Below are 25,836 nucleotides of genomic sequence, written 5' to 3'. Positions count from 1 at the left end.
GGGGCGCAAACGCTCTCACCTCCCGACCGCATACCCCTGCATGCCGCGAGGATTTGCGCCCGCGTGGAGCATGCCGGTGTCGGGTTCGCGGGAGACCGCGCACAGTCGTCCGATCTCCCAGTCCCCGGCGACCCCTACCCGGTGGCCGCGGGCTCTCAGCCCGGCCAGGACGTCGTCCCCCACCCGCTGCTCGATGAGGACCACCCCGAGCTGATGCTCGTGGGGGTAGAAAGAGCTCGGATAATGGGTGCTGTTGAACGCCGGCGCATCGATAGCCTCCTGCAGATTCATGCCGCCCAGAATCAAGTTGAGGAAGAAGTGAAGCTGCCATTGGTCCTGCTGGTCTCCACCAGGTGACCCGAATGCTAGCACCGGTTCGTTCCCTCTCATGACGAGGGTGGGGGAGAGCGTGGTCCGGGGGCGTTTGCCCGGCGCGAGGGTGTTGGGCAGCTCATCCTCCAGCCACGCCATCTGCAGGCGGGTGCCCAGGGGGAAACCGAGTTCAGGGATGATCGGCGACGAGTGCAGCCAGCCGCCGCTGGGCATCGCGGAGACCATGTTGCCCCAGCGGTCCACGACGTCGACATGGACGGTGTCGGTGCGTGCCTCGCCGGTGGGCTCCGGACCGGAGTCCAGCAGTGCGGCGACGGCGTTCGGCTCACCGACTCCGGTGAGCCCAGCTGCATCGAAACCTGGCTTCACCTCTAGATTCGGGAGGACGGGAGTCCGGCCGTCCGGGCTGCCCGGCCGGATCTCGAGCGAGGCGGTGTCTTCGATGAGCTGCCGACGTTGTGCGGCGTAGTCGGCGGACAGGAGAGTGGAGCCTGGCACGTCGCTGACATCGCCGTACCAGGCGTCCCGGTCGGCGAACGCCAATTTTGTAGCCTCGAGGATCTTGTGGATGCCGTCCGCGGTGCCAGGTTCGACGTCGAGCCCATCGAGCAGGGCCAGCTGCTGCAGGAACACCGGCCCCTGGCTCCAGAAACCCGCCTTGCAGACGGTGTGCCCCTTGAACGTCAGGCTTTGCGGCTCCTCGTAGTGCGGGCGCCAGGACCCGAGATCGTCGCGGCTCAGCAGCCCGGCGTGGTCCTGGCCCGATGAGTCCCGACACGGGATGCCAACGAAGTCCTCGATCGCTTCCGCCACGAATCCTTCCGTCCACGCTTGGATGGCGGCGTCGATGCCTGCCGTGCGTGTTCCGCCGTCGGCGAGGACCTGCTTCTCGGCATCCATCAGCCGACGATAGGTCCTGGCCAATGCCCTATTGAAGAGCACCTGGCCCGGCTCGGGCACCTTGCCGCACGGCAGGTAGACGTCCGCCGACGACTTCCAGTGCTCACGAAACAGCAATTCCACACGGCGAATGTATTCGACGACCTTCGGGGCAGCGGGAAAACCATTCTCCGCGTAGCTCTCGGCCATGCTCAAGGCGTCGCCCAGACTGACCGTTCCGTGGTCCCGCAGGAAAGTCAGCCATCCCAGGGTGGCTCCGGGAATGGCCGCGGCCAGCAGGCCGGTGCCGGGAATCATGTCCAGGCCCAGATCGGCGAAGGCCTCCTGCGTTGCGGCGGAGGGAGCTGGACCCTGGGCGCACAACACCATCGACTTTTTGTCATCAGCGCGCGCAAAGATCAGCGGAAGATCCCCGCCCGGGCCGTTCTGGTGCGGTTCAACGACCTGCAGGGTGAAACCAGCTGCGACGGCGGCGTCGAAAGCGTTCCCACCGCGCTCCAGAATTCCCATTCCGACCTGGGACGGAATCCAGTGGGTCGATGAAACCATGCCGAAGGTGCCGGCGAGTTCCGGCCGGGTAGTAAAGCTCATCGAAAAGCCTTCCTTGTTGGGGATACGACGGCAGCGTCGCCGGTTCAGCCGGTGTAGTACTTGTCGGCGACCGTGAGTGCTTCGTCGAGAATATCGATTCCCTCGAGGACTTCCCCGGCCGTTGTGGTGCAGGGCGGAACAACGTGCGTGCGGTTGAAGTGCGTGAACGGCCACAGACCGCGGCTCTTGCAGGCCTTAGCGAACTCGACCATGGGTGCTGCAGCGGCTCCGGCGGCATTGAACGGCACCAGGGGCTGCCGGGTTTTTCGGTCGACGACAAGTTCGAGCGCCCAGAACACGCCCAGACCGCGAACTTCTCCCACACTCGGGTGGCGTTCCGCCAGGGCCCTCAATTGTGGCCCGATGACGTCCTGTCCCAAAGCGCGGGCATTTTCGACAATTCCTTCCTCGTGGAAGATGTTGATCGAGGCTACTGCCGAAGCGCATGCCAAAGGGTGCCCCGAGTAGGTAAGACCGCCCGGATAGGGGAGCTCATCGAAGGTTCGCGCAATCCGCTCCGAAATGATGACGCCGCCCAGCGGAACGTAGCCGGAGTTCGATCCCTTGGCGAAGGTGATCAGATCCGGCGTCACTTCCCAGTGGTCGACGGCAAACCACTCGCCGCAACGGCCGAAACCCGACATCACTTCGTCAGCGATGAGCACAATGCCGAATTCGTCACAGAGCGCCCGAACCCCGGGAAGATAGTTTTCCGGTGGGACGAGAATGCCATTCGTGCCGACGACCGGCTCGAGAATGATGGCGGCTATGGTGTGCGGTCCTTCGACGGCGATGATGTCCCTCAGGTGCGTCAGCGCTCGCTCGCACTCCTCGCCGTCGTCGGCTGAGTGGAAAGCGGACCGGTAGGAGTAGGGACCCCAATAGCGGACGACGCCGGTCATAGTGGGCTCCGAAGGCCACCGCCGCGGATCGCCGGTGAGGGCGATTGCGCCAGCGGTGGACCCGTGATAGCTGCGGTATGCGGCGAGCACCTTGGACCTGCCGGTGTGAAGGCGTGCCATCCGGACAGCATTCTCATTTGCTTCCGCACCGCCGTTCGTGAAGAAGACCTTGTTGAGATCGCCGGGAGCCAGCGCTGAGATCAACCGCGCTGCTTCAGATCTGGCATCGTTGGCGAAAATCGGCGCGATAGTGGCGAGTTTGCCTGCCTGCTCCTGGATCGCTGAAATCAGTTTGGGGTGCTGGTGCCCGATATTCACGTTGACCAACTGCGACGAGAAATCGAGATAACGGTTTCCGTCGAAGTCCCAGAAGTAGGAACCGAGCGCTCCGGCAATGGGTAGTGGGTCGATCTGCGCCTGGGCCGACCAGGAGTGAAAAACGTGTGCCCTGTCCTTGCGCCGGATCTCCGCGCCGTTCTCAGCGTCCGTTCGGGTTACCGCGGTAGTTGTCTGCAAGTGGGATCCTCTGGGTGTGGCTGGATCGACCAGATCGATTGCGTCGATCAGTCGGTGAGAGCTGACCCTGCAACACTACGTCGGGCGTTAACCCCTGACAACAGGTAAAATGTTACAGTACAAAAAATTCACCGGCCGCCGGCCCAACTCCCGGCGAGTGCCGCCTGGGCTATCAACTCCGCTAGTTCGGAGACCGATTCGGAAACAGCCCCGATGGTGACCCGGATGTGGCCCTGCTGCAGGGGGAGTACGGCGAATGGGGCACCAGGGGCAACTCCGATCCCTTGACTCGCGAGTCGCACCATTGCGGCCGACTCGTCGGCAACCGGGATCCAGATATTGATGCCATCCGTTCCCCTGACCTGCACGCCGTGTGTGGCCAGGGCGGTGACGACTGCCTCGCGGCGGCGCCGATACTCATGGCGGGCATGATCGATGTGTTCGACGGCAGGTTTCTCGGTGAGCAAGCCGAGCAGGATCCGTTGCAGGAGTCGGCTTGTCCAACCCTGGCCAAGCTGGCGCCTGGAGATGATCTCGTTGATGATGGTCGCAGGTCCGCTCATGGCCGCGAGCCGCAGGTCCGGGCCATGCGATTTGGAGAAACTCCGCACATGCAGCGTCCGCTCCGGCAGCCACTGCCCCAGGCTGATCGCCGGCGTCCAGGCAACATAGCCAGCAGAGTCATCCTCGAGAACGGTGACGTCCGCAGCACCAATGATCCTGGACAGGTGCTCGGCGCGTGGAGACGTCAGGGAAATTCCCGTCGGATTCTGTGCTCGCGGTTGAAGGATCACGGCCGCAGCAGAGGTGGCAAGAGCTTGCTCCAGGTCGGTGGGGAGCATGCCCTGGTCATCCATGGGTACCCCTACGATCTCTGCTCCTGCAGCTTCAAGCAGGTCGAGCAGCAGGGGAAACGTCGGGTGTTCCACGATAACGCGGTCTCCGAACCTGACCAACGCACGGGTGGCTAATTCAAGGGCATCCATTGCGCCGTCGACAATTGCAAAGGTCTCGGCGTCATAAGGCCAGTCCTGCCGCAATACCTCGATCAGCTCCGGTACCACCGGTGGATCAAGGTAGCTGCCGGGGGTGACAGCGCTCGTCAGATTTTTCAGCACTTGCCCAAGATCCGGCAGGAGGTCGCGGTCGGGTACACCGGTGGAGAGGTCCAGGGGGAAGAGGCTCTGGCGATTCAGGGTTTGGCTGTAGCGGGTGGATCCAAGGCCCATGTCAGCGATCCTCGTGCCGCGCCGCCCGTCCGTGTGAATAGCTCCGGACCGGGCGAGCAAGGACCAGGCGGCGCTGATGGTGGTCGGCGACAACTGCAGTCGGGTTGCGACGGCGCGAATGGAGGGCAGCTTCGTTCCCGGCTGCAGGAGGCCATCACGAATGGCCCGGCTGACTGCGTGTGCCACGCCGCGGGCCGTCGGTTCATCCGGCGCCCAACCAAGTTCGATCATCGATTCAGTCACCTTAGTACTGTAACAAAGCACCTATTGTGATGGTGTTCGACGTCACCTATCGTTGTCCGTGATCGACCTCACAATATTGCGTAGAGGATGTTGCATGTTCCGGCCCGCCGACGACGGAGGTGCATTGACCCGCAACTGCTCACCGCTGAACGAAACTCCGGAATTCGGGGTCCACCATGCAACGGTTGAAAGAAAGTGAAAGCCTTGAGTAACGATCTCGACGAAACGCCTAGGGGCTCAGAACAGCCACCGACCACCTTTGCAAGAAAGCTGAAATTCATCGGCCCCGGCCTCATCGTGGCCGCAACAGGCGTCGGTGCCGGCGACTTCATCATGTCCGCCCTCGCCGGAGCCGAATTCGGCTGGGCCCTGATGTGGGCGATCATTGGCGGCGCCGCGATCAAGCTCATTCTGTCCGAGGGCATCGGGCGCTGGTATCTGGCAACAGGAAAGACGTTCCTAGAGGGATGGCACTCGCTCGGGTGGGTGGCCACCGGATACTTCGGCATCTATGTCGTCGTTTTCGGATTGATCTACGGTGCAGCGCTCCCGGCAGTATCCGCGCTGATACTGACCGCGATGTTCCCCGGCCCACCATTCTGGTTATGGGCGATCCTGTCAGCGCTCGCCGGGTTTTTCCTCGTCTGGTTCGGCCGCTACGCGGTCCTCGAAAAAGCAATGACCATTTTCGTGGCGCTGATGTTCGTCACGGTCGTTGGCTCAGCCGTCGTGATCCTCGCGAATCTTGGGACCGTCGATTACAGTCTCGCGCCGTCGGTTCCCGAAGGCTCTTTCCTGCGCATTCTCGGAGTGATCGGCGGTGTGGGCGGAACCATCACCCTGACCTGCTATTCCTACTGGATCCACGCCAAAGGCTGGATAGGCAAGCAGTGGATACCGATGATGCGGTTCGACATCACCTCCGCCTACATCATCACGTCCATTTTCGCGGTCTCCGTCCTGATTATCGCTGCCGAACTCCTCTTCGGCTCCGGCATTACCATCGCGGGCAACGAAGGTCTCGTGGGGCTTGCGGACAGCTACGGCGACAGGTTTGGTTCGACCGCGCGCTGGGCCCTCCTGATTGGTATCTGGGCGGCGATATTCACCTCGATTCTTGGGCCGTGGCACGGTGTTTCCTTCCTCTTCGCCGACTTCGTCCGAATCATTCGGGACGCAAAACGAAAAGAAACAAGCTCCCATCAGTCGATCACAGAACAGGATCCCTACTTCCGGATCTATCTTGCCTGGATGACCTTCCCGCCGATGTTGCTCCTGCTGATCGAGAGGCCGCTGGCAATCGTCCTCGCCTACGGGATTATGGGTGCGATTTTCATGCCCCTGCTCTCTATCGGGCTCCTCTACCTGCTGAATTCCAAGCGGGTCGACCCTGAGTACCGAAGTGGAAAAATCAATAACACGCTCCTGGTCCTGATTGTCCTGCTGTTCGTATATCTGGGCGGGTCCGAGCTCTATTCGACGATTGTCGGCTAACGCTTTCTGAGGAGGTGAAAACAGTCGTCAGTCTTCCCCGCGCCTCCGGCATGAGGGACGCCGCCCGCAGCAAATTTTCGTGATGCAGACGGTCCCCGGATCGAGCAGGAGCGCGTGGTGATGGAGGCAAGGAGGGATGCGGGGATACCCGCCTCGGCCACACTCCGACGGACATGTGTGCGAAGCGTACCCGCGTCATTCGCCGAGAAAGCTTCGGCGGTTCGAGGGTCAATATCACTTCCTCTGGCGCTACCCCACTGGGACGGGATGTCCTGCACATCGATGGCGGCCAGGGATCCTGAGTTTCCGTGGCCGTATCCCGGCGACACGTCCATGGGCTCGGTGCCTGCTGACCTTCCGACGGTTCCCCGTTTTGTGTCCGCTCATTACTGCCGAATCGTCCGTGACGGTGCGGCCTTCTAGCCTGAAACGGAGCACGATCACCTGAACCTCGAACAAGGGACTACTGAAGTGGCTACGAGCAGCATCGCAACCCAGGTTGGAACGTTCAACGCAGACTTCACACGGAAGATCGGGCCAAGCCTCTCCGGGGTCTTCAACCGCGAGCAGGCTGAACTGAGCCAGGTAGGGACCCCTGGAGAAGCAGTTTCGGTTGGTGACAAGCTTCCCGACGCAAAACTGACCGGAGCCGACGGGACAGCGGTCACCCTGTTCGAATTCCTCGGCACTGGCTCCACCGTCCTCGTGTTCTACCGTGGCGCCTGGTGCCCGTACTGCAACATCACGCTGAGGACCTACCAGCAGGAATTGCTTCCACTGCTCCAGCAGCGCGGTGACACCCTGATCGCCATCAGCCCCCAGACTGCCGACCGATCAGCCGCGGCGGTGGACGGCGGGGAACTGCAGTTCGCGGTCCTCTCAGATGAAGGAAACCTGCTGGCACAGCAGCTGGGCATTGTCACGGCTCCCAGTGCCCAGGCACGCGCAGCGCATACGGAACTCGGATTCGACGTCGCCGACAGCGATGCCGACTCAACTGCGGCCATCCCCTTCCCCACCGTGCTCATCGTGGATGCCTCGGGTGTGGTGCGCTTCGTCGACGTCCACGTCGACTACACCACCCGGACCGAGGTAGCCGACATCGTGGAAGCGCTGTCCTCGCGCGGCTGAGGTCCGTGCGCTGCTGCCCGGTCGCCGTCGTCGGGGACTGGAACCCGCTCGGGGTGTCAACCCTCCATCGAGTGCACAGCAGTTACCGGTTCAGGGCCGGTTGGGGGTTATTTCTGCGCACTCGATGGGGTACAGGGATAGGGGAGGGCTGGGCCTCCCATCTGGCCGGGCCCGATCCGCATGCACACCGCCGATCGATTGCACAGCAGTTACCGGTGTCGGGCCGAAAAGCCGTTAGTGCTGCGCACTCGATCGGAGGAGCAGGACGTCGGCGCGTCCCCGGCGACACGCCGACGTCGTGCTACGGGTGGGACCGCTGTTCACCGGCCACCTATTGGCACCAGCAACGCGCGCGAAAGGGGACACGCGGGGTGAGCGCCACGATCGGCGTAAGCTTGAATCAAGCGGACTAGTTTTGACCACTCCAGGTAATGCCCGCAAGGAGGCTGAATTGGTACAACGTATGGCGGACCCTTCATATCAGGCCCAGCAGTGGGAACGGCGCTACGACCCGAACATCGAAGACGTGAACCGGCTGTGCGACACCCTATCCGAAATGAAGCCGGACTTCGGTGTACCCTACATTGATCCAGCCCACGATGTGGACACCTGCAAGATCGTCAGTCTCTTCTCAAGCCCGGGAGCAGAATTGCCCTCGGGCTTCGTTTCGTTCGAAAACGATGACCCCGGCTCCATCCGCGCTGCAAGTATCTATGACGTTGTGGGCATCCTTCCCGAGCAGGTCATGCCGTGGAACGCCTATCCCTGGTACCTCCCCGAGGGCAAGGAACGCGCCCTCTCGATGGACCAGATTGCCGACGGCGTCAAGCCCCTGCTCAGCTTCCTGCAGCAGGTGCCGCGGGCTTCCGCGCTTGTCGCCCATGGCGCCGATGCCCACAAGGCAGCACGCCGCCTGATGAAGCTCGAGAACCGCGCCATCCAGAAGCGGGGTTTCAAGATCTACGAGGTCCGGTCCATGGGGGAGCGCGCCTTCAAGGGCACGCCCGCCAACCAGGAGATCTGGCTCGGCGAGATCCACGCCGCCTACCGTGACGCAATGGGCAGAGCCGGTATCCGGTCCCGCCAGACCATCTAGGCGTCCCGCACCCGGGAATGCTGCAGCCGCAGGCACCTGCGGTTGCAGCACCGCGTGCCCGGTTGTCGGCGGGTGGGAATTCAGGGACCACCGATCAGACATCGAGCACGGCCTCGTGATCAAGGGTGATGTCCTGCTGCATCCCGCCATGGTTTCCTCAATGAGGTGCAGGCCGGTGCCGTGGACAGCGCGGCGCAGGCGGTGCCGCAGACAGCTCCGCGCAGGCGGGTACGGGAGCTTGGGGCGGGAGGCTCAGCGGCCGCCCGGCGACAGCACTGCCACGAGGAATTCGCTGTCCTCGGTCCAGGGCCTCAGGTCCCAGGTGGAAAACACGGAATCTACCGTCAGATCCGCCCGCGCCGCATCCTCGAAAAAGGTGTCCCAGGCATAGCCGCGGCCGCTGCCGAAGCCGATCACCGCACGGCCGGAGGGCCGCAGGTGCTCCCGGAAGCGTGTGAGTACCTCGCCGGCTGAGCCCGGCGCAAGGAACGCCAGAACGTTGCCCGCGCTGACTACGACGTCGAACGGCCGGGCGAGGCCCTCATCGAGGAGGTCGAGCTGCGCGAGGTCCCGCATGTGCCACGCGGCGCCGGGATGCTCCCGAACCGCTGCGGCGATGAGCTCGCGGTCGAGATCCACCCCGACGACGTTGTGCCCCCTGCTTGCCAGTTCGCCGCCGACCCGGCCGGGGCCGCACCCCGCGTCGAGGATGCGGCTGTTCCTACCCACCATCGCATCGACCAGGCGGGCCTCGCCGTGGAGGTCCGCACCCGCTGACCTGAGATCCTCGAAACGTTCGATGTAGCGGGCGGAATGTCCCGGGTTCTCGCGGACGTGGATTTCCCACAGGGTCTCTTTGCGCACGCAGCAAGGCTACCGCCTGGAATCGCGTGAACCCATCCGGTTGTCGCGCTCGGCCACGACAAGGCAGGAGCGGTCATGCTGTTTTGTCAGAGGCGCTGGTTAGCCTGAAGGGGTAGGAAACACGCTCCGAACCCCGAAAGGCCGCATGCTTCAGGCCAACAAGCTGCTGCAGATCAGCCGCATCTACATCGAGCTGGCAGCAGCCGCGCTGCCCCGCGGGCAGGAGATCCTCGCGCGCTGGCCCGCGGCCGACGTCGTCGAGGTGGCCAGCCACTGGCGCATCCCGGAACTGGCCGGCGATGAGGCCAACGTCCAGCGCTGGGTCCGCATCAAGACCGAAGCGCTGGTGGTGGGGGTCAAGAAATCCCTGAACGCGAAGCCGAACGGGAGGTCGGCGGACTTCATAGCGCCGTCGACGGCGAACGGCTGCGCCATGGCATGCGCCTACTGCTACGTGCCCCGCCATAAGGGTTACAGCAATCCCATCACGGTGTTCGCGAATATCGAGCAGATCAGCGGCTACCTCGAACGCCACGTTGCGCGGCAGGGCATGAAGCTCGAACCCAACCAGTGCGACGATTCCGCCTGGGTCTACGACATCGGGGAAAACAGTGACTGCTCGGTCGACGCCCTGGTCAGCGCCAACGTGCAGGATCTGGTGGAGCTGTACCGGACCCTGCCCACCGCCAAACTGTCCTTCGCCACCAAGTACGTGAACCGGGAGCTGCTGACGTGGGATCCGCAGGAGCGGACGCGGGTCCGCTTTTCCCTGATGCCGGAGAAGCTTGCCAGGGCCGTCGACGTCCGGACCTCGCCGGTCGGCGAGCGGATCGCCGCGATCGATGACTTCGTCGAGGCCGGCTACGAGGTGCACGTGAACTTCTCTCCCGTGATCGTCACTCCCGGCTGGCTGCAGGAATGGAAGGAGCTGTTCCTGCAGCTCGACGCAGCGCTGTCACCCGCAGCGAAGGCGCAGCTCGCAGCGGAGGTGATTTTCCTGACCCACAACCAGCAGCTGCACGAGGTGAATCTCGGCTGGCACCCGCAGGCCGAGGAAATCCTGTGGCGTCCGGACCTGCAGGAGGTCAAGCAGTCCGGTAACGGGTTCACGAATGTGCGGTACATTGCCTATGAGAAGCGCGGGTATCTCGACACGCTCCTGGCGCTGGCCAGGGACACCATCCCATACTGCCGCATCCGGTATGCCTTCTAGGGGAAGCTTCATGACGCTCACACCAGGCGGCCCGTGGCCGCGCTCCCCGGAGCTCCCGCGCCCGGTCATCATGGACCAGTTCTGGGCCGACGCAGTCTTTCTTCACTGGCGCATTCCGATGTCCTCGGTTGCGCGCTTCATGCCGCCGGGCGTCGTTCCCGACGAGATCGATGGGTCGGCCTGGGTGGGGCTGATCGGTTTCCGCATGGTCGGCGCCGGGTTGGGGAAAGGGATTCCCGTTCCTTATTTCGGCTCCTTCTCGGAGATCAATGTACGTCTTTACTCCCGGGAACAGGACGGCACCAGGGGGGTGGTCTTCGTGACGCTCGACGCCTCCCGGCTCGCCGTCGTGCTCGCAGCGCGGGCCGGCGGCATTCCGTATGTGTGGTCGCGCTGCCGCCCGATGACGACGGCAAAATCAGCGATGACGGCGCAACCAGCTACCTACGGGTACGACGTCGAACGATACCGCGGACAGGTGTCGTCCAGGTTCGCGGTGCAACCGGATACCACGAGCACGGCGGACGACGCCGTGTCACTCGAGCTGACGGCCCGCTTCGGCCTGCACAGCAGGGTCGGTGGTCGGACGCTCTACATCCCCAACACGCATACGCCCTGGCCGCTGCATCCCGCCGACGTGACGGAGCTCGACGACGGACTCCTGCGCGCCGCGGAGTTCCACGTGGACGGGCCGCCGGATTCGGTGCTGTTCTCGCCGGGTGTCCAGACCCAGTTCGGGAAGCCGCGGGTTGTGCACGCGGGCCGGCCGAACTTCTAACGGATTCCGGAGGGCCGGATGCTGAGGGTTTCGATCGTCGATTCGCGGGTCGCGTCCACGGCGAGTCGGACGGCCTTCGCTACTTGCTCCGGGCGGATCCAGGCCTCCGGAGCGTAGTCCTTGCCCTCCCAGTCGTGCAGTTCCTGCTGCATGTCGGTGGCAACACGGCCCGGATGGATCGAACTGACCCGTACCCCGTTGCCGCGTTCCTCCTCCCGGAGGGCGTCCGTCAGCGCACGGAGCGCGAACTTCGTGCCGCTGTAGGCAGCGGACCCGGCGCCCGAGCTGTAGCCGGAGCCGGAATTGATGGCGATGACCTGTCCCCGCGCCGTCCGAAGGGCCGGTAGGAGTGTCCGGGTCAACGCGGCGACGGCGAAGACGTTGATCTCGAAGCTCTCGCGCCAGTCGTTCTCCGAAAGGTCTGCCACCGTACCCATGCGCAGCACTCCCGCCGAGTGGATGAGGACGTCGAGGTGTTCGATGCCCGCGCAGGCCTCGTCCACACGGACCGGGTCACGAAGCTCGGCGGCAAACGGTTCTGCGGAGGGCAGACCGGCGGCGAGGCTTGCGAGGTCCCCACCGTCCCGTCCGCCCAGCAGGAGATGGTGTGTCGGGGCAAGCTCGTGGGCGATCGCGAGCCCGATACCGCGGGAAGCTCCGGTGACCAGGGCAACGGGGAGTTTTGTCATGGGAGAACCCTAACAATTCGGCCACACCTTGCCGGCCGCCGGTCCTTTTTACAAGGAAGCTCCTACCATAGATTCACCTATCCAGCAAATTTGAGGTGGTGCGTCATGATCCATTCGCGCGTGGCAGGGAAGTTGCCTGCCGCACTCGCCACACTCGCACTCGTTGCGAGCCTTGGTATCGCCGGAACCGCCCCTGCTTCCGCGGCATGCGGAACCACCTGGGGATCGCTTCCGAAGGCGGGCAGTGCGTCGTCCTCCGCGCAGGTCGCGAACGTGCGGACCGGCAGGCATGACTGTTTCGACAGGATGGTGGTCGACCTTGACGGGAAGGCCCCCAGCTACAGCGTCAAGTACGCCCCCCTGCATGGCATCGGGTCGGGCCATCCCATCCCTCTTCGCGGGAACGCGGATCTGCGGCTGATCATGGATGCCCCGTCATACGACAGGGAGGGGCAACCAACCTACCCCATCATCGATCGTTCCGAGTTGGCGAACGTGGCCGGTTACCAGACCTTCCGGCAGCTCGCCTGGGCCGGCAGCTACGAGGGGCAGACTCTGATCGGGCTGGGTGTCCGTGCACGGCTTCCCTTCCGAACCTTCGTGCTCGACGTTCCGGGAGGAGGGTCGCGTCTGGTCGTGGACGTCGCCCACTTCTGGTCCTAGGAAAAATCTGGTCCGAGGAAGAAGCTCTGACCGGCCGGGGAAAAGCGGACAAACCCGGCCCGGTCAGGGCTCTCTGGCACTGTACAACCCCGTGCACATCAGGTCCATGCCGCACGGCGCGGACCCGATCGATTCCCTGCCGCTGCCGGTGGAACTCAGCGAGCCCCGCCGGCAGCAGCAACGCCAGGGAGGAACTCTTCCGGAAGTTCCGCCACCGGAATGAGGACCATGTCCTGCACTTTCCAGTCCAGGTCGATACAGCCTTCGCGGGCTTCCTCCAGGCATTCCAGGGGCGGTAGGCGGCCGCCTTTCGGGACGATGAAGGATTCGACGTGAAAGACGTGGCCTTCATCCCGGATTCTGGAACGCGCCTCGGCCACCCAGTCCAGTTCCTGCAGATACCGGTCGATGATGTCCGTCAGCGGGTCGGCCTCCGCATCGTCGTAAGTCCGTGCGCGGGCGTCCATCAGACCGCGCACGGCACCGCTGAGGTTCCTGACGCCGTCGCGCAGGATGCTCAAGGAGATGATGAGGGCCGCCACCGGGTCCGCCCACCACAGCCCGACGCCGATGCCGGCCACTCCGACGGCGGCGGCGAGCGCCGTCATCCAATCGGCCTTGTTCATGTCCGCATCGGCATACAGGACCTTGTCGTGGAGTTTTTCCGCGAGTTTCATCTTCACCCGGCCCAGGTACACCGGCGGTCCGGCGGTGATGAGCATGGCGGCCATCATGAGCCAGCCGAGCCAGAACGTCTGCCCGAACAGTTGGACCGCTCCGATCGTGGGGTGTTCAGCGCTGAGCAGCCCTATCCCGGAATCCACCAGAAGGTAGGCGCCCATGACAACGAGGGCGACGGCGGCCACCAGGTGGGCGATTCCCACGGAACGGTGGAAGCCGTAGGGGTGAGCCTCGGAGGGGCGGCGTTGGATGACCCGCGTCGCCACCAGGAAGGCGATGGGCGGCAGGAAGGAAAGGAGGTCCTCGATCCAGGCCGCTTTCATGGCCTGGGAATTCCCGAGGACGGCGAAGACCAGCGCAGTGGAGAACACCAGGAAGGCAAGGGTGATCCACTCGAACTTCTTCGCCCTGCGGAGTGCCTTCTCCTGCTCGTCGGGCAGTTCCGTGTGCCCGAACCTGGGTGCCTTTCTCGTGTCCGGGGTCTCCTGAGCGGGCTTGCTCACGGGGTGACCTTCTGCTCGAGGAGGAACCGGTCGAGCGCCAACAAGAACGCGTTCTCGCCCCGTGGGACAAGCATCACGTGTCGAACGGCCTCACCCCGTTTGTCCGTGCTCTCGGCGTAGGGGCGGGTCATGCCGGCATGTGTCGACCAGGGCGTGTTGTCCGCCAGTCCGCCGATGACCAGATCGAGTTCGCCGTTCTTGAGGTCCTCGGCGAGTTCGTGTTCGCTTCCGGGGATCCATCTCGGCTGCGCATCCACCGACTCCGCGAAGTCGCGAACGAGGTCCGGTTCAATGCCTGCCGGATCCTGACCGGCGTCCAGCTGAACCCATTCGCCGCTCCCGGTGACACCGACCCGCAGCGTTGCGCCCGAGATGCGGTCGAGTGTTCCCTCCGGATCGGTGGGGATCGAGATACCGCAACCCGCCACGGCCAGCGTTCCGCCCAGGAGCATCGAAAGATGGAGGTACTGCTTGCCGGCCATTCCGCACCTCCCGGTCATCGCTTTGGTCACAGGATCGCGACGTTAGCACCCCGCGGCCTTATCCGCCCGGTAAGATGGATTCCTCATCGCCGAGGTGTCCTGCCCTTCCGGCCTGACCCTCTCGAACGAAAATTCACCAGCACGAAACCCACTATGAAAGCCACAGATCAATGAACAGCACCAACACGGGCAGCCCGATCGAGATCCGGGCCGACAACGTACTCCACCTCGAGGAGCGGCTGAATGCGGCCGTCGAGGATCTCCAGCACGTTGCAAGCGGCGCCCGCTCCCAGGGAATCCTGATCGACAGGGTACGGCCCGATTACTACACGGTCTCCCTCAGTCACGATGTTCCCTACGGGGTCACGCACGAGAAGAGCTACTAGCGCTGCTCAGTCCATCGTGAAGATGCGCCGCACCACGCGCCCGTCAGCGAGCGCGTCCAGGCTCTCATTGAGCTCGGACAACGGACGCGTATCAGTGTGGAGGAGTTCCACCGGCAGGTTCCCGGACCGCCACATCCCTAGGTAGGCGGGAATGTCCCGGGACGGCACCGCATCCCCCATGTAGGAACCCAGCAGTCGCTTGCCGGTGCCGGCGAACTGCAGGGCCTGCACCGTGAGCTCCTGGTCAGGATGGGGCAGGCCCACCGATACCAGGGCGCCGCCCCGTGCCAGCAATGCCAGACCGGCCTCCATGACGCGGGCGCTGCCCACCGCTTCGATGACGACGTCGGCGCCCTCCCCGTTCCCGGTCAGCCCGGCGAGGAGATCAGCTGCCTCCTCGGGGGAACCTGCCGCGTGGGCACCACACCGTCGCCCGAGATCCTGCTTGGCGGGGAGCGGATCGATGGCCACCACTGTGACGTCGGGTACCTGGGCCGCGGCCATGACGGACATGAGGCCGACGGCTCCGAGTCCGAACACCACCACAGACTGCCCCGGGGTCACCTGTGCGGTATTGAGGACGGCGCCGATCCCGGTCAGTGCTGCGCACCCGAACATGGCCGCGACGTCGAACGGGACGTCGTCGTCGATCACTACCACCGACTCGCGGGCCACCACGGCGTACTCGGAGAAGGCGGAGACTCCCAGGTGATGATTGATCCTGGCGCCTCCGTCCGTGCGAAGGACGGCGTCGCCATGCAGCAGGTCACCACTGCCATTGGCCGCGGCGCCACGGTAGCACAGCGCGGGTCGGCCGGCACTGCACGCCCTGCAATGTCCACAGGAGGGGACGAAAACCAGCACCACGTGATCCCCGACCGCCACGTCGCGGACCTCCGGGCCGACGGTCTCGACCACCCCGGTCGCCTCGTGGCCGAGGGCCATCGGGAGGGGCCGCACCCGGGAGCCGTCGATCACCGACAGGTCCGAGTGGCAGAGGCTCGCCCGTTCGATCCGGACAAGGACTTCCCCGGCCCGCGGGTGGGGAATCGGCACGTTCTCGACCCGCAGTGGATTGCTTCCCGCATAGGGACGCGATGCTCCTGCGGTGTAGAGCACGGCGCTGCGCATCATCGTTTCCATCGTGTGTCCCCTGTTCGAAAAGAAAGCCCTGCGCCAGTTTAGGCCCCGACACACTAGCGTTGGGGGTAGGAACCGATCGAATCACCAAGGAGGCCGCAGGATGGAAGTACCTTTCTACGTCTGGATGCTCACCATCGTGGGCATCGCGGGACTGCTGCTCTTCGACTTCTTCTTCCATGTCCGCAAGGCCCACACGCCCACCCTGCGCGAGTCAGCCATCTGGTCCTCCATCTACGTGGGCCTCGCCCTCGTGTTCGGTCTGGGGGTGCTGATCTTCGGCGGCCCCACCATGGGCACGGAGTACTTCGCCGGATACGTCACCGAAAAGGCACTGTCCGTGGACAACCTCTTCGTGTTCCTGATCATCATGTCCACCTTCAAGGTGCCGCGCGCGGATCAGCAGAAAGTACTGCTGTTCGGCATCGTCTTCGCCCTGATCGCCCGCACCGGATTCATCTTCCTGGGAGCTGCGCTGATCAACAGCTTCGCGTGGATCTTCTACATCTTCGGGCTGATCCTGCTGATAACGGCGGGTAACCTGCTGAAGCCGCACGCCCACTCCGACGACGGCCAGACCCTCATGGTCCGCCTCGCCAAGCGCTTCCTCCCGGCATCCGAACACTACGACGGCGACAAACTGTTCACGGTCGAGAACGGCAAGCGTGTCCTCACCCCCATGCTGTTGGTCATGGTGGCCATCGGCGGCACGGACATCCTCTTCGCCCTGGACTCGATTCCCGCGATCTTCGGCCTCACCCAGAACACCTTCATCGTCTTCACCGCAACGGCGTTCTCGCTGATGGGTCTCCGTCAGCTGTTCTTCCTCATCGACGGACTGCTCGACCGCCTGATCTACCTCTCCTACGGGCTGGCCGTGATCCTCGGGTTCATCGGCGTGAAGCTGATCCTCCACGCCCTGCACGAGAACAACCTGCCTTTCATCAACGACGGCGAGCCGGTGCCTGTGGTCGAAATCAGCACGGGACTTTCCCTCAGCGTGATCCTCGGCGTCCTGCTGATCACCGTCCTTGGTTCCGTCTTCAGCCCGAAGGGGAAGGCGAAGAACGCCGTCTCGGGAGCCAAACGGCACGCGGAGGAGTACCTTGACCTCAACTACGAGACCGATATTGCGGAGCGGGACAAGATCTTCGAGAAGATGTGTGCCGAGGAAGCTGACCTGCAGAAGCTTCCCGAGAAGTACAAGCGCCTGATTCGCAACGAGACCGAGTTCATGGAGCTCATCCGGCAAGCACATGTGGAGCATGACCGCGCTCTCGAACGCGAACCGGGCCGCTAGCTGTCCATGAAGATTCTTCTCATCCCGAACCCCGACGGCTGCGGAAGCCATCGCTAGGCGGGGAAGCGTCTCACGCGCCGCGGTCCTTGTCACCGCGCTGACAGCAGTATCGACCCTGTTCGGATTCCTCCGCGACGTCGTCATCGCTGCGGTCTACGGCGCGGGAGCAAGCCTCGACGCCTATCTCGTGGCGCAGGGGCTCATGAACATCGTGCTCGGACTCATCGCCTATGCCATGGCACGGTCCGTCATTCCGGTCACGGCACGGGAAGCTGCCGCCGAAGCAGACGGCTGCACGCGGCATTCAGGGTTCGATGTGGCGCTCACCGTCACCATGGTGGTCCTCGGGCTCGGCGCGATCGTCATGGGGATCTTTGCCGGCCCGGTCACTTCGCTGATCGCTCCGGGCTTCGAGGGTTCCCAGGCCCAGTTGACGCAGCAGCTGACGCGCATCGTCCTCGCCGCTACGGTCCTCATCGCGGGCACCGACCTCCTTGCCGCAGTGGCGCAGGCGCACGGACGGGTGGTGTGGTCCTCCCTGCAGGGCGTCCCCTTCAACATCATCATGATCGGCGCCGCGGGAGTTTTCGGGCCCCGGTACGGCATCACCGCGCTCGCCGTAGGCTTCGTCGTCGGATCGGGAGCGCGGCTCCTGCTCCAGCTCCCGCCGCTGCGTGCACTCGGCACCCGGATACGGCCGAGCCTGGCCCTGCGGGACCCGGGCTTCCGCGAGATCGCCCGGTTGGTGCCGCCCCTGCTGGTCGGCAGCGCCATCGGAAACATCAATACCCTGGTGGACCGCGCCGTCGGGTCCACCCTCGAGGAAGGCGCCATCACTGCACTTTCCTATGGCTGGCGCCTGGTCAACCTGCCCGAGACCCTCCTCATCGCGTCACTCCTGGTGCCGCTGTACCCGGCCCTCAGCGCTGCCTCGAAAGACCCGGCTGAGGTGCGGCGGCTGGTGGGCCGCGGGCTCGCCGTCACCGTGACCGTCCTCGCCCCGCTATGCCTGATTCTTGCCCTGGCGGCCGCCCCGCTCGTCGACCTGGCATTCGGGCGCGGCGCCTTCGATGCCGGGGACGCCGCCGCGACCGCCACCGCAGTGATCTGGTACGCTCCCGCGCTCATCGCCCTCGGGTGCCGCCAGGTGGTGGTGAGCGCGTCCTACGCCGTCGGCGACTCGAAGGGGCCCGTTCTCGTGGCGGTGGCGGCGATGCTGGTCAATGTGGTGGGGGACATCCTGCTGGCCCCCATCTTCGGGCTTGCAGGAATCGCCGCCGCTACGAGCGCGTCACTGCTGGGGGCGGCGGTTCTGAACGGCTGGCTGCTGCACCGCCGTCATGCCGGGCTCGACGCCGGTGCTGCCGCAGCGCTGGTGGGACGTGCTGCATTGCTTGCCGCCGTCGCCGGTGGCGCAGGGTACGGTGTGGCCGGACTGCTGGACGGCGAGCATCCTGCGGTCCTTGCCGGCGCGATCGGAGCGGCGGTGGGCGGGCTGTACATTCTCGGGCTTCTGGTGCTGCGCGCCCCCGAGCGCCACGTTCCCCTGGATATGCTGCGCGCCGCCCGGCGGAAGTGAGCTCGCCAGGAGAACCGGGAGTCAGGAGCCGCGCGCGAAACGCCCCGCCGCAAGGCTCAGGGTAGGGCCCAGGTCGCGGCGGTCCCAGATACTGTGCTGGGCACCCCGTGACCATCCCAGGGTATTCACGACGTCGGCGACCAGGCCTCCGCGCCGCTCCACCCTGGCCCGGCGCAGGTCCCCGGCCAGCCAGGTGTAGCGCACCCCGGTCTCGGCATCATCGAGGTGGTCCACGGACTCGCCCATCGCCAGCCGGCCCCAGGCATCCGTCAATCCCGGACGGGCAGTATTGGCCAGCGCCATCGAGCCGAAGAAGCGACCGTTGAGGTCGATCAGGTGCGGCACGCCATCCTCGCCCGTGAGGAACTGAAGCTCGACCAGACCGTGCCAGCCCAGCTCGGAAAGAAGCGCCTCGGTCCTGCGCGCGAGCTCCTCATCGACCGGAATGGTCTCCGCACGCGCCGACGCGCCGTTGGGCGTGGGCCACAGCCGTGTTGATACCTGCTGCGTCCGGCCGCTGAGGCGGCCCCCGGAGAAGACGCCGATCAGTGCGCCCAGACTGCCGTGGATCACCTGCTGCAGCACCGGTTCGGCTCCGGCCTGCCGGATCCGGTCGATCTGCTTCTGCGCGGCCGTGATGCCGGGGAAAAGCTTGGCCTCGATGCGGTGCGGCCGGGTCTGGCCGGGCGACCAGTGTTCGCGGCATTTGACCACGACCGGGCCCTGCCACTCCCGCATCGCCTGCTCCGTGGCCGGCTTGGTGACGGGGGCGGCGAGCCCCACCTTTGCTGCAGAGTATGCGAGCCGCACCTTGTCGAGGGCTGCTTCCACCACGTCGGACTCGGGATGGGCGACGAGTGTGGGAATTTGGGACCGATACGCGGCCAGGGCGGCCATCCAGTCGTCGCCGCCGCCGAATACGACGTCGTAGCCGCCTGCTTCCACGGCTTCGCGGACGCCCGCGACGAAACCTGCACCGTCGTGGCGCGCGCGGGGCACTAGATGGCGTGCGTCGCAGGCGCGCGAGGCAGCGAGCATCCCACCCGAATCGGGCGTGCCGACCCCCACGTACCACCCATCGCGGCGAAGCGACCGGGCTGCCGCCAGCGCCCCGCGGTCGCGGCCTGTGCTGACGATCAGTGCTTTCCGCTGAGCACGCCCGGCGGCCTTGTCCCGCACCGCGGGGTCGGCTGCGGGCGCCTCGTCATCGGTGTTTCTCAAACTCGAACCTCAAACATGATCTCGGTGCTGCTGAGCGCAGCGTCGGTTGGCGATTAACGACGGGCCACCCCTGCCCGGGCTCAACGCTATCGGGAAAGTATGAGAATTGCTCTCATGATTGAATCTGGCACGCCGACGGAGGACACTTCCCACGCCAGTCCGCCCGTTGACCGTCCCGAGCCTGCGGGCACCCTCGGGAACCCTGGAGTGTTTCTCCAGCTGACCCCGGCGGGCTTCGGCCCGGCCGCGGATCAACGGGATGTCCCCGGAACCTCCACCCAGCGTATTTCACATCAGAGGGCCATACGGTATCCGACACCCCTGACGGTTTCGATCGGGCTGTTCCCCGAACCCGGTGCGTCGGGGTTTTCCTCTGCGTAGGACAGGTCGGGGAAGGCTTCACCCGTCCGCGTTCGGCCCCGTCGAAGGTGACCGCGAACAGCCCGTCGTTGTAGCCGATTCCTGCCGGAGCGCCGTCGGTGGGGATCCGAAGGTTCCGTGCCGTGTCGCAGGCCAAATTGTCGGGTCAGCGTACCGCGATGGATTCGACGGCCGCTTTGGCTTCTGCCGCCAACGCCTCCGGCATGGGTGCGCTTTTGGCCGAATCGCTGGCGAGCTGCTGGCCCTCCGGGCTGACCACATACAACCCGAAGGTTTTCACCAGTTCCACCGCGGCCGGGTCGATGTACTCGCTGCAATAGATCAGGTAGGACACCAGGACGAGGGGATACGCGCCGGGTGCGGTGGTGGTGCGGTCCAGCTCAAGCGCGATGTCGTGTTCGCCGCGTCCCTCCACACGCGAGGAGACGGCGACCGCGGCGGCGGCGGCCTCCGCGCTGACCGGTACGAAATCCTCGCCGACCTTCAGTGTCCCCTTGCCCAGGGTGTCGTCGACCAGTGAATCGTCGGCGTAGGTGATGGCGCCTTCGGTGCGCACCACAGTGCTGACGACCCCGGTGTTTCCCTGGGCGTTCTCATTGCGCAGGCTGCCCGGCCATGTCCCGTCCGGGTCATCAGTCCACACGTCCGGGGCGGCTTCGTGCAGGTACTCGGTGAAGTTCTCGGTCGTTCCGGAGTCATCGGACCGGCTCACCACCGTCATCCGCCGGTCAGGCAGATCCACATCCGGGTTCAGGGCAGCAAGGTCCGGTTCGTTCCACTGGGTGATCTCGCTCCGAAAGATCTTGCCGATGGTTTCAGCGTCGAAGTTCAAATCGTCGATACCCGGGAGGTTGAAGGCGATACTGATCGGTGAGATATAGGCAGGGATGTTGATGGCACCGTCAGCTCCGCAGGTTTGCTGCGCATCCGCGATTTCCTCGTCCTGCAGATATGCGTCGGAGCCGGCGAACTGGGTTGCGCCTTCGATAAGGCCAGCACGGCCGGCTCCGGATCCCACGGACGCATACTGGACCTGTACCTTCGGGTGCAGGGAACTGAACCCTGCCCGCCAGGCCGTCATCGCGGAGTTCTGTGCCGTTGAACCGCCGCCTGTGGTGCTGCCTTCCAACGTCGAGGTATTCTGCTCGGCGGCACTCCGCTGCTCCTCGCCCAGCGGGTAATCCGACCCACACCCGGTCAGCAGCAACGCCACGAAGGAGAATGCGGCCCACCTCACTTGACCGGACCGAGTGAAGCGGCTGGTGAGGGTATTGGTGTCGAACTGATCAGAAACGAAGCGGACCGTAGGCATTGAGCAAGTATCCCATCCGCAGGCTCTGACCTCAGGGTCACTGCAGCCATCGGTCGGTGGAGCCGGGAAGGAGTGCGGAGGCTGGCGGTCAGTGGGCGGTGCCCGTCGGAATCCCGATGCTGACGAGCTGTGGACCCGCGCAGCAGTCGCCGGCCGACTCATCGGCGGGCGGTGCGGCTACCTGGGCGTCGGCTTCGGGAGTGGAGGATGAGCAGCAGTTCGGCGCTGCGACGGCCGCTGCCGTTGATGGTGCAGGCGCAGAAGGGACGGGCGCGTCACAGGAACCGCCGAGGTCAGTACTGCAGACCCCGGTTTCAGGCAGTTCGAGATGCAGACTGGACGCGTCCGCATGGTCTCCCGCGATGGATGCGACGACGGAACGAACCTGTTCGTAGCCGGTGGCGAGCAGGAACGTGGGAGCACGCCCGTAGCTTTTCATCCCGACCAGGTAGAAATCCTTCTCCGGGTGGGCGAGGACATCGGCGCCGTGGGCGGGTACGGTTCCGCAGGAATGGAACTCGGGATCGATCAGCGGGCCCAGGGCGCGGGGCGCTTCGACGGCAGGATCGAGCTCGAGGCGCAGTTCACGGAGGATGCCGAGGTCGGGGCGGAAACCGGTGGCCGGGACGAGGACGTCCACCTCGAGCGTCCGCTGCCCGGCCCCAGTCGTGGCGGTGACTGCCAGGGCCTTCCCACCGGCCTCCAGCTCCGTGATGGTGAACGAGGTCAGCAGGTCGACGACGCCGCCCTCGGCCAGTGCCCGGAGGCGGTTTCCGAGGACCCCACGGGCCGGCAGCCCGTCGAGGTCCCCGCCTCCGTAGAGGCGGTCCGCGGACCCGGTTCCCCGGACCGCCCACACGATCGAGGTTCCTGGTGCGGCTCTGGCGACTCGGCCCAGGTTGATGAGGGTATTGGCTGCTGAGTGTCCGGCACCGACCACCAGAACCCGCTTGCCCGCGAACCTGCTGCGCAGCTCACCGATCACATCCGGCAGGGGAGCGGTGATGAACTCTGCTGCGGAGTCTTCACCCAGTGCGGGCAGGCCCGCCTGACCCAGCGGGTTGGGCTGGCTCCAGGTGCCGGATGCATCGATGACGCCCCGCACCAGGTGGTCCCGGACGCCGTCGGGTCCTGCGACCCGGATCAGGAACGGTTGCTCGTCGCGGTCCTTCGTCCGGGTTTTGTCCATCCCGAGCCGCGTGACTGCAAGGACCCGCGTGTTGACGTGCAGCGCGTCAGCAATGGCCGGAACGGCTGCCAGGGGTTCGAGGTAGTCCTCGACGAGTTCCTGCCCGTAGGGCAGGGCGGTGGGGCGGGGTTCGGACCAGCCCGTGAGTTCCAGGAGCCGGCGGGCCGCGGGATCGATGTTGTACTGCCACGGGGAGAACAGGCGGATGTGCCCCCACTGCCGGACGGCCGCTCCCCCCAGGGCTCCCTGTTCGAAGATCAACGGCGTCATCCCCCGTTCGAGGAGGTGCACGGCGGCGGACAGCCCGATCGGGCCGGCGCCGATGACGGCAACGGGAAGTGCTGTGTTCTCAGGCATGGGGCGTTCTCCTCGATGGGTGCGGTGCAACAGTGTCGATGTGCCGGTCTACGAGCGGGCGGGTGTTCCGGCCGGAAGCAGTTCGGAGATCAACTGCTGGATCCGGGTCTTGATCTCGTCGCGGATCGGGCGCACGGAGTCGACGCCCTTGCCCGCCGGGTCCTCGAGCACCCAGTCCTCATAGCGTTTGCCGGGGAAGTACGGGCATTCATCACCGCAGCCCATGGTGATGACGACGTCGGAGGCCCTGACGGCGTCGTCGGTCAGGATCTTCGGGGTTTCCGCGGTGATGTCGATACCCTCTTCGGCCATCGCCTCGACAGCTGAGGGGTTGATCTGGTCGGCGGGCTGCGAGCCGGCCGAAAGGACTTCGATGCGGCCTTCGGAGAGGTGCGCGAGGAGTCCGGCGGCCATCTGCGACCGGCCGGCATTGTGGACGCAGACGAACAGCACGGAGGGTTTCCCGGGCTCGGCGCGATCAGGGGGTGTGGAGGCCGGAAGGGGGAATTCAGTCATGGCTATACCTTCGTGGTGGCAGGATCAGCGATCCTGGGATGGATGGGGGCGTCAGTTGCGGAAAAGAACCTGGTGCGGGCCCAGAGGGCGGCGTAGACCAGTGCGACGAGGACCGGCACTTCGATGAGGGGGCCGACCACGCCGGCGAGCGCCTGACCGGAGGTGACACCGAAAGTCGCTATGGCGACAGCGATGGCCAGTTCGAAGTTGTTGCCTGCAGCGGTGAAGGCAAGCGTGGTGGTGCGGGCGTATCCGAAGTTCAGGAATCGGCCGAGGATCATGCCTGCGGCGAACACGATGAGGAAGTAGGCCAGCAGCGGCAGCGCGATCCGTGCGACGTCGAACGGGTTCGAGGTGATTTCGTCGCCCTGGAGCGCGAACAGCAGGGTGATGGTGAACAGCAGCCCGTAGAGCGCCCATGGCCCGATCCTGGGGAGGAACCGCTCCTCGTACCATTGGCGTCCCCTGGCTTCCTCACCCAGGGTGCGGGTCAGATAGCCTGCGAGCAGAGGGATGCCGAGGAACACCAGGACACTGGCAGTGATGGTCCAGAAGGAGAATTCGGCGCTGGTGGTCGGCAGTCCGAGGAGGTTCGGCAGCCACTGCAGGTACACCCAGCCGAGGGCACCGAAGGCGAGGACCTGGAAGACGGAGTTGAGAAAGACCAGGACGGCTGCGGCTTCGCGATCACCGCAGGCGAGGTCGTTCCAGATCATGACCATGGCGATGCACCGGGCAAGCCCCACGACGATGAGCCCGGTGCGGTATTCGGGCAGGTCGGGCAGGAAGATCCAGGCCAGCGCGAACATCAGAGCCGGCGCGGCCAGCCAGTTCAGGACCAGTGAGGCGATCAGAAGCTTGCGGTCCTTCAGCACCGTGCCGGTTTCGTTGTACCGGACCTTCGCCAGGACCGGGTACATCATGATCAGCAGCCCCACGGCGATGGGCAGGGAAACATTCGCAACCTTCACCGAGTCGAGTGCTCCGGCGATACCGGGAACGAAGCGGCCCAGCAGCAGGCCGGCGACCATGGCGGTGATGATCCAGACCGGCAGGAACCGGTCAAGGGTGGAAAGTTTTCCGCGGGCGGCGGCGATCCGTGGGCCGGATAGAGAGTCGGTGCTCACCGTGCTCCTTCATGGAGGGACTGGGTGCGCCCCCGAGATTGCAGACATTGATTCTTATCGATATCGAGTATGGCGAAAGATATCGATGATTGTCAATGTCGGTGCATAATGGGTGGATGACCACGATTTCCGTAGTTCCTCCTGGACTGCTGGTTGCTGACCCCACGCCCTGCTGCACTCCTTCGGGTTCGCCGGCAATGAGCGCAGGACGAGCCCTTGAACTCTCGAAGCAGTTCAAGGCGATTGCCGATCCCAACCGGTTGCGCCTTGTCTCGCTGATCTCCTCAAGCCCCGGCAGTGAAGCGTGCGTCTGTGACCTGACCGAGCCGCTTGACCTGGGGCAGCCGACGGTGTCGCACCACCTGAAGATCCTGGTGGACGCGGGGATCCTGCACCGCGAGAAGCGCGGAGTGTGGGCATACTATTCGGTTGTACCCGGAGCGCTGAACACCCTCGCCGGCGTCCTCAGCGAGTCCTGCCCCACCCCTGAAATGAGACCCGCGTGAGATACAAGGCCAGCAAGCCCGCTGTCCTGTTCGTCTGCGTGAAGAACGGGGGCAAGTCACAGATGGCGGCAGGGCTCATGCGGAAGGTCGCGGGAGATGCCGTCACCGTCGCGTCGGCCGGCACGAAACCCGGCACTGCCATCAACCAGTTGTCAGCCTCGTCACTCGCCGAGGTGGGCGTGGATCTCAGCGGCGAGTTCCCGAAAAGTGTCAGTTTGGAAGCGCAGAAAGCGGCCGACGTCGTCATTATCCTCGGGGCTGAAGCCCAACTCGAGGCGATCGACGGAACCCGCTACGAGTGGTGGGAAACCGACGATCCGAGCCGCCGCGGCATCGAGGGCATGGAACGGATGCGTCTGGTCCGCGACGACATCGACCAGCGTGTCAGGTCACTCTTCAACCAACTGGCGAAGCCATAGGCCTGGGGTCTGCCGGAGGAACGAGCGGTACCGGGCGCAGCGCCTGCCGGCGCGTGTCCGGCAGGTCTGCCACGGCAGGTGCGCGCTACCGGATG

General features: G+C 64.9%; 24 protein-coding genes. 11 read left to right on the top strand and 13 right to left on the bottom strand.

Features of this window, described 5'->3' with window-relative positions; genetic code table 11:
• Positions 1 to 15: 15 nt before the first annotated feature.
• From Y704_RS0105650 to Y704_RS0105640, 3 genes are all read right to left on the bottom strand, one after another.
• A complete protein-coding gene (locus tag Y704_RS0105650; RefSeq protein WP_026549395.1) occupies positions 16 to 1,824 on the bottom strand; it encodes a gamma-glutamyltransferase family protein in 1,809 nt (602 codons plus the stop codon).
• A 44-nt stretch (positions 1,825 to 1,868) separates the two neighbouring features.
• Positions 1,869 to 3,242 (bottom strand): aspartate aminotransferase family protein, encoded by a 1,374-nt coding sequence (locus Y704_RS0105645; protein WP_026549394.1) that lies wholly within the window; start codon positions 3,240 to 3,242, stop codon positions 1,869 to 1,871.
• A 128-nt stretch (positions 3,243 to 3,370) separates the two neighbouring features.
• On the bottom strand, positions 3,371 to 4,714 hold the full coding sequence (locus Y704_RS0105640; protein WP_026549393.1) for an aminotransferase-like domain-containing protein: 1,344 nt from the start codon (positions 4,712 to 4,714) through the stop codon (positions 3,371 to 3,373).
• 204 nt (positions 4,715 to 4,918) lie between these two features.
• Between Y704_RS0105640 and Y704_RS19240 the strand changes: the two genes are divergently transcribed.
• From Y704_RS19240 to Y704_RS0105620, 3 genes are all read left to right on the top strand, one after another.
• Positions 4,919 to 6,208, top strand: a complete 1,290-nt coding sequence (locus tag Y704_RS19240; RefSeq protein WP_051476751.1) for an Nramp family divalent metal transporter — start codon at positions 4,919 to 4,921, stop codon at positions 6,206 to 6,208.
• A gap of 471 nt (positions 6,209 to 6,679) precedes the next feature.
• Positions 6,680 to 7,339 carry a peroxiredoxin-like family protein gene (locus tag Y704_RS19235; RefSeq protein WP_035771738.1) on the top strand — a complete coding sequence of 220 codons (660 nt, stop codon included), beginning with the start codon at positions 6,680 to 6,682 and terminating at the stop codon, positions 7,337 to 7,339.
• Between the two features lie 451 nt (positions 7,340 to 7,790).
• Positions 7,791 to 8,435, top strand: coding sequence for a uracil-DNA glycosylase family protein (locus tag Y704_RS0105620; RefSeq protein WP_253904238.1), 645 nt, complete (start codon positions 7,791 to 7,793; stop codon positions 8,433 to 8,435).
• 252 nt (positions 8,436 to 8,687) lie between these two features.
• On the opposite strand, the gene Y704_RS0105615 is transcribed toward Y704_RS0105620, so the two are convergent.
• A complete protein-coding gene (locus Y704_RS0105615) occupies positions 8,688 to 9,299 on the bottom strand; it encodes a class I SAM-dependent methyltransferase (protein WP_026549391.1) in 612 nt (203 codons plus the stop codon).
• A 145-nt stretch (positions 9,300 to 9,444) separates the two neighbouring features.
• On the opposite strand from Y704_RS0105615, the gene Y704_RS0105610 reads away from it, so the two are divergent.
• Together Y704_RS0105610 and Y704_RS0105605 are read left to right on the top strand one after the other, a co-directional pair.
• Complete coding sequence (locus Y704_RS0105610) at positions 9,445 to 10,512, top strand: spore photoproduct lyase family protein (protein WP_026549390.1); 1,068 nt, start codon at positions 9,445 to 9,447, stop codon at positions 10,510 to 10,512.
• Between the two features lie 10 nt (positions 10,513 to 10,522).
• Entirely contained in the window at positions 10,523 to 11,290 is a 768-nt protein-coding gene (locus Y704_RS0105605; protein WP_253904237.1) for a YqjF family protein, read from the top strand.
• Here Y704_RS0105605 and Y704_RS0105600 read toward each other — a convergent pair.
• Entirely contained in the window at positions 11,287 to 11,979 is a 693-nt protein-coding gene (locus tag Y704_RS0105600) for an SDR family oxidoreductase (RefSeq protein ID WP_026549388.1), read from the bottom strand. The two genes, Y704_RS0105605 and Y704_RS0105600, sit on opposite strands and share 4 nt — an antisense overlap.
• A 105-nt stretch (positions 11,980 to 12,084) precedes the next feature.
• On the opposite strand from Y704_RS0105600, the gene Y704_RS0105595 reads away from it, so the two are divergent.
• A complete protein-coding gene (locus tag Y704_RS0105595; protein ID WP_035771736.1) occupies positions 12,085 to 12,642 on the top strand; it encodes an AMIN-like domain-containing (lipo)protein in 558 nt (185 codons plus the stop codon).
• A 155-nt stretch (positions 12,643 to 12,797) separates the two neighbouring features.
• On the opposite strand, the gene Y704_RS0105590 is transcribed toward Y704_RS0105595, so the two are convergent.
• Complete coding sequence (locus Y704_RS0105590; protein ID WP_026549386.1) at positions 12,798 to 13,826, bottom strand: cation efflux transmembrane domain-containing protein; 1,029 nt, start codon at positions 13,824 to 13,826, stop codon at positions 12,798 to 12,800.
• Complete coding sequence (locus Y704_RS0105585; protein ID WP_026549385.1) at positions 13,823 to 14,308, bottom strand: transporter substrate-binding domain-containing protein; 486 nt, start codon at positions 14,306 to 14,308, stop codon at positions 13,823 to 13,825. Before Y704_RS0105585 ends, Y704_RS0105590 begins: the two co-directional genes overlap by 4 nt.
• 170 nt (positions 14,309 to 14,478) lie before the next feature.
• On the opposite strand from Y704_RS0105585, the gene Y704_RS0105580 reads away from it, so the two are divergent.
• Positions 14,479 to 14,694, top strand: coding sequence for a hypothetical protein (locus tag Y704_RS0105580; protein ID WP_026549384.1), 216 nt, complete (start codon positions 14,479 to 14,481; stop codon positions 14,692 to 14,694).
• Between the two features lie 6 nt (positions 14,695 to 14,700).
• Here Y704_RS0105580 and Y704_RS0105575 read toward each other — a convergent pair whose 3' ends face one another.
• Positions 14,701 to 15,825 (bottom strand): alcohol dehydrogenase catalytic domain-containing protein, encoded by a 1,125-nt coding sequence (locus Y704_RS0105575; RefSeq protein ID WP_026549383.1) that lies wholly within the window; start codon positions 15,823 to 15,825, stop codon positions 14,701 to 14,703.
• 112 nt (positions 15,826 to 15,937) lie between these two features.
• Between Y704_RS0105575 and Y704_RS0105570 the strand changes: the two genes are divergently transcribed.
• Together Y704_RS0105570 and murJ are read left to right on the top strand one after the other, a co-directional pair.
• A complete protein-coding gene (locus tag Y704_RS0105570) occupies positions 15,938 to 17,134 on the top strand; it encodes a TerC family protein (protein WP_026549382.1) in 1,197 nt (398 codons plus the stop codon).
• Between the two features lie 49 nt (positions 17,135 to 17,183).
• Positions 17,184 to 18,713 carry a murein biosynthesis integral membrane protein MurJ gene (murJ, locus tag Y704_RS0105565; protein WP_026549381.1) on the top strand — a complete coding sequence of 510 codons (1,530 nt, stop codon included), beginning with the start codon at positions 17,184 to 17,186 and terminating at the stop codon, positions 18,711 to 18,713.
• A 21-nt stretch (positions 18,714 to 18,734) separates the two neighbouring features.
• Here the strand turns inward: murJ and Y704_RS19230 are convergent, their stop codons facing one another.
• The 5 genes from Y704_RS19230 to arsB form a co-directional block, all read right to left on the bottom strand.
• Positions 18,735 to 19,934 carry an ATP-grasp domain-containing protein gene (locus tag Y704_RS19230; RefSeq protein WP_253904236.1) on the bottom strand — a complete coding sequence of 400 codons (1,200 nt, stop codon included), beginning with the start codon at positions 19,932 to 19,934 and terminating at the stop codon, positions 18,735 to 18,737.
• A gap of 526 nt (positions 19,935 to 20,460) precedes the next feature.
• Positions 20,461 to 21,627, bottom strand: a complete 1,167-nt coding sequence (pstS, locus tag Y704_RS0105555) for a phosphate ABC transporter substrate-binding protein PstS (protein WP_051476732.1) — start codon at positions 21,625 to 21,627, stop codon at positions 20,461 to 20,463.
• 88 nt (positions 21,628 to 21,715) lie between these two features.
• Positions 21,716 to 23,173: an FAD-dependent oxidoreductase gene (locus Y704_RS0105550; RefSeq protein WP_026549379.1), complete on the bottom strand. Its 1,458-nt coding sequence runs from the start codon at positions 23,171 to 23,173 to the stop codon at positions 21,716 to 21,718.
• 48 nt (positions 23,174 to 23,221) lie between these two features.
• Positions 23,222 to 23,689, bottom strand: a complete 468-nt coding sequence (locus Y704_RS0105545; protein WP_051476731.1) for an arsenate reductase ArsC — start codon at positions 23,687 to 23,689, stop codon at positions 23,222 to 23,224.
• A 2-nt stretch (positions 23,690 to 23,691) separates the two neighbouring features.
• Entirely contained in the window at positions 23,692 to 24,816 is a 1,125-nt protein-coding gene (gene arsB / locus Y704_RS19225; protein WP_051476730.1) for an ACR3 family arsenite efflux transporter, read from the bottom strand.
• A gap of 116 nt (positions 24,817 to 24,932) precedes the next feature.
• On the opposite strand from arsB, the gene Y704_RS0105535 reads away from it, so the two are divergent.
• Together Y704_RS0105535 and Y704_RS0105530 are read left to right on the top strand one after the other, a co-directional pair.
• The gene (locus Y704_RS0105535) at positions 24,933 to 25,322 is read left to right on the top strand and encodes an ArsR/SmtB family transcription factor (protein ID WP_026549377.1); all 390 of its coding nucleotides are present in this window, start codon (positions 24,933 to 24,935) and stop codon (positions 25,320 to 25,322) included.
• Entirely contained in the window at positions 25,319 to 25,741 is a 423-nt protein-coding gene (locus Y704_RS0105530; RefSeq protein WP_026549376.1) for an arsenate-mycothiol transferase ArsC, read from the top strand. Before Y704_RS0105535 ends, Y704_RS0105530 begins: the two co-directional genes overlap by 4 nt.
• The last annotated feature ends 95 nt before the right edge of the window (positions 25,742 to 25,836 follow it).

This window comes from Arthrobacter sp. Br18, assembly GCF_000520555.1.
Classification (GTDB): domain Bacteria; phylum Actinomycetota; class Actinomycetes; order Actinomycetales; family Micrococcaceae; genus Arthrobacter_D.
The sequence above is the reverse complement of the archived record's forward strand: the minus strand, read 5'-3'. Positions and strand labels throughout refer to the sequence as shown.

What these genes read in the sequence shown, in the direction of transcription:
- Y704_RS0105585 (WP_026549385.1), bottom strand. Translation starts at nt 14,308, where the DNA reads ATGGCCGGCAAGCAGTACCTCCATCTTTCGATGCTCCTGGGCGGAACG.
- Y704_RS0105550 (WP_026549379.1), bottom strand. Translation starts at nt 23,173, where the DNA reads ATGCCTGAGAACACAGCACTTCCCGTTGCCGTCATCGGCGCCGGCCCG.
- Y704_RS0105605 (WP_253904237.1), top strand. Translation starts at nt 10,523, where the DNA reads ATGACGCTCACACCAGGCGGCCCGTGGCCGCGCTCCCCGGAGCTCCCG.
- Y704_RS0105570 (WP_026549382.1), top strand. Translation starts at nt 15,938, where the DNA reads ATGGAAGTACCTTTCTACGTCTGGATGCTCACCATCGTGGGCATCGCG.
- Y704_RS0105575 (WP_026549383.1), bottom strand. Translation starts at nt 15,825, where the DNA reads ATGCGCAGCGCCGTGCTCTACACCGCAGGAGCATCGCGTCCCTATGCG.
- Y704_RS0105600 (WP_026549388.1), bottom strand. Translation starts at nt 11,979, where the DNA reads ATGACAAAACTCCCCGTTGCCCTGGTCACCGGAGCTTCCCGCGGTATC.
- Y704_RS0105650 (WP_026549395.1), bottom strand. Translation starts at nt 1,824, where the DNA reads ATGAGCTTTACTACCCGGCCGGAACTCGCCGGCACCTTCGGCATGGTT.
- Y704_RS0105610 (WP_026549390.1), top strand. Translation starts at nt 9,445, where the DNA reads ATGCTTCAGGCCAACAAGCTGCTGCAGATCAGCCGCATCTACATCGAG.
- pstS (WP_051476732.1), bottom strand. Translation starts at nt 21,627, where the DNA reads ATGCCTACGGTCCGCTTCGTTTCTGATCAGTTCGACACCAATACCCTC.
- Y704_RS0105545 (WP_051476731.1), bottom strand. Translation starts at nt 23,689, where the DNA reads ATGACTGAATTCCCCCTTCCGGCCTCCACACCCCCTGATCGCGCCGAG.
- Y704_RS0105580 (WP_026549384.1), top strand. Translation starts at nt 14,479, where the DNA reads ATGAACAGCACCAACACGGGCAGCCCGATCGAGATCCGGGCCGACAAC.
- Y704_RS0105595 (WP_035771736.1), top strand. Translation starts at nt 12,085, where the DNA reads ATGATCCATTCGCGCGTGGCAGGGAAGTTGCCTGCCGCACTCGCCACA.
- Y704_RS0105535 (WP_026549377.1), top strand. Translation starts at nt 24,933, where the DNA reads ATGACCACGATTTCCGTAGTTCCTCCTGGACTGCTGGTTGCTGACCCC.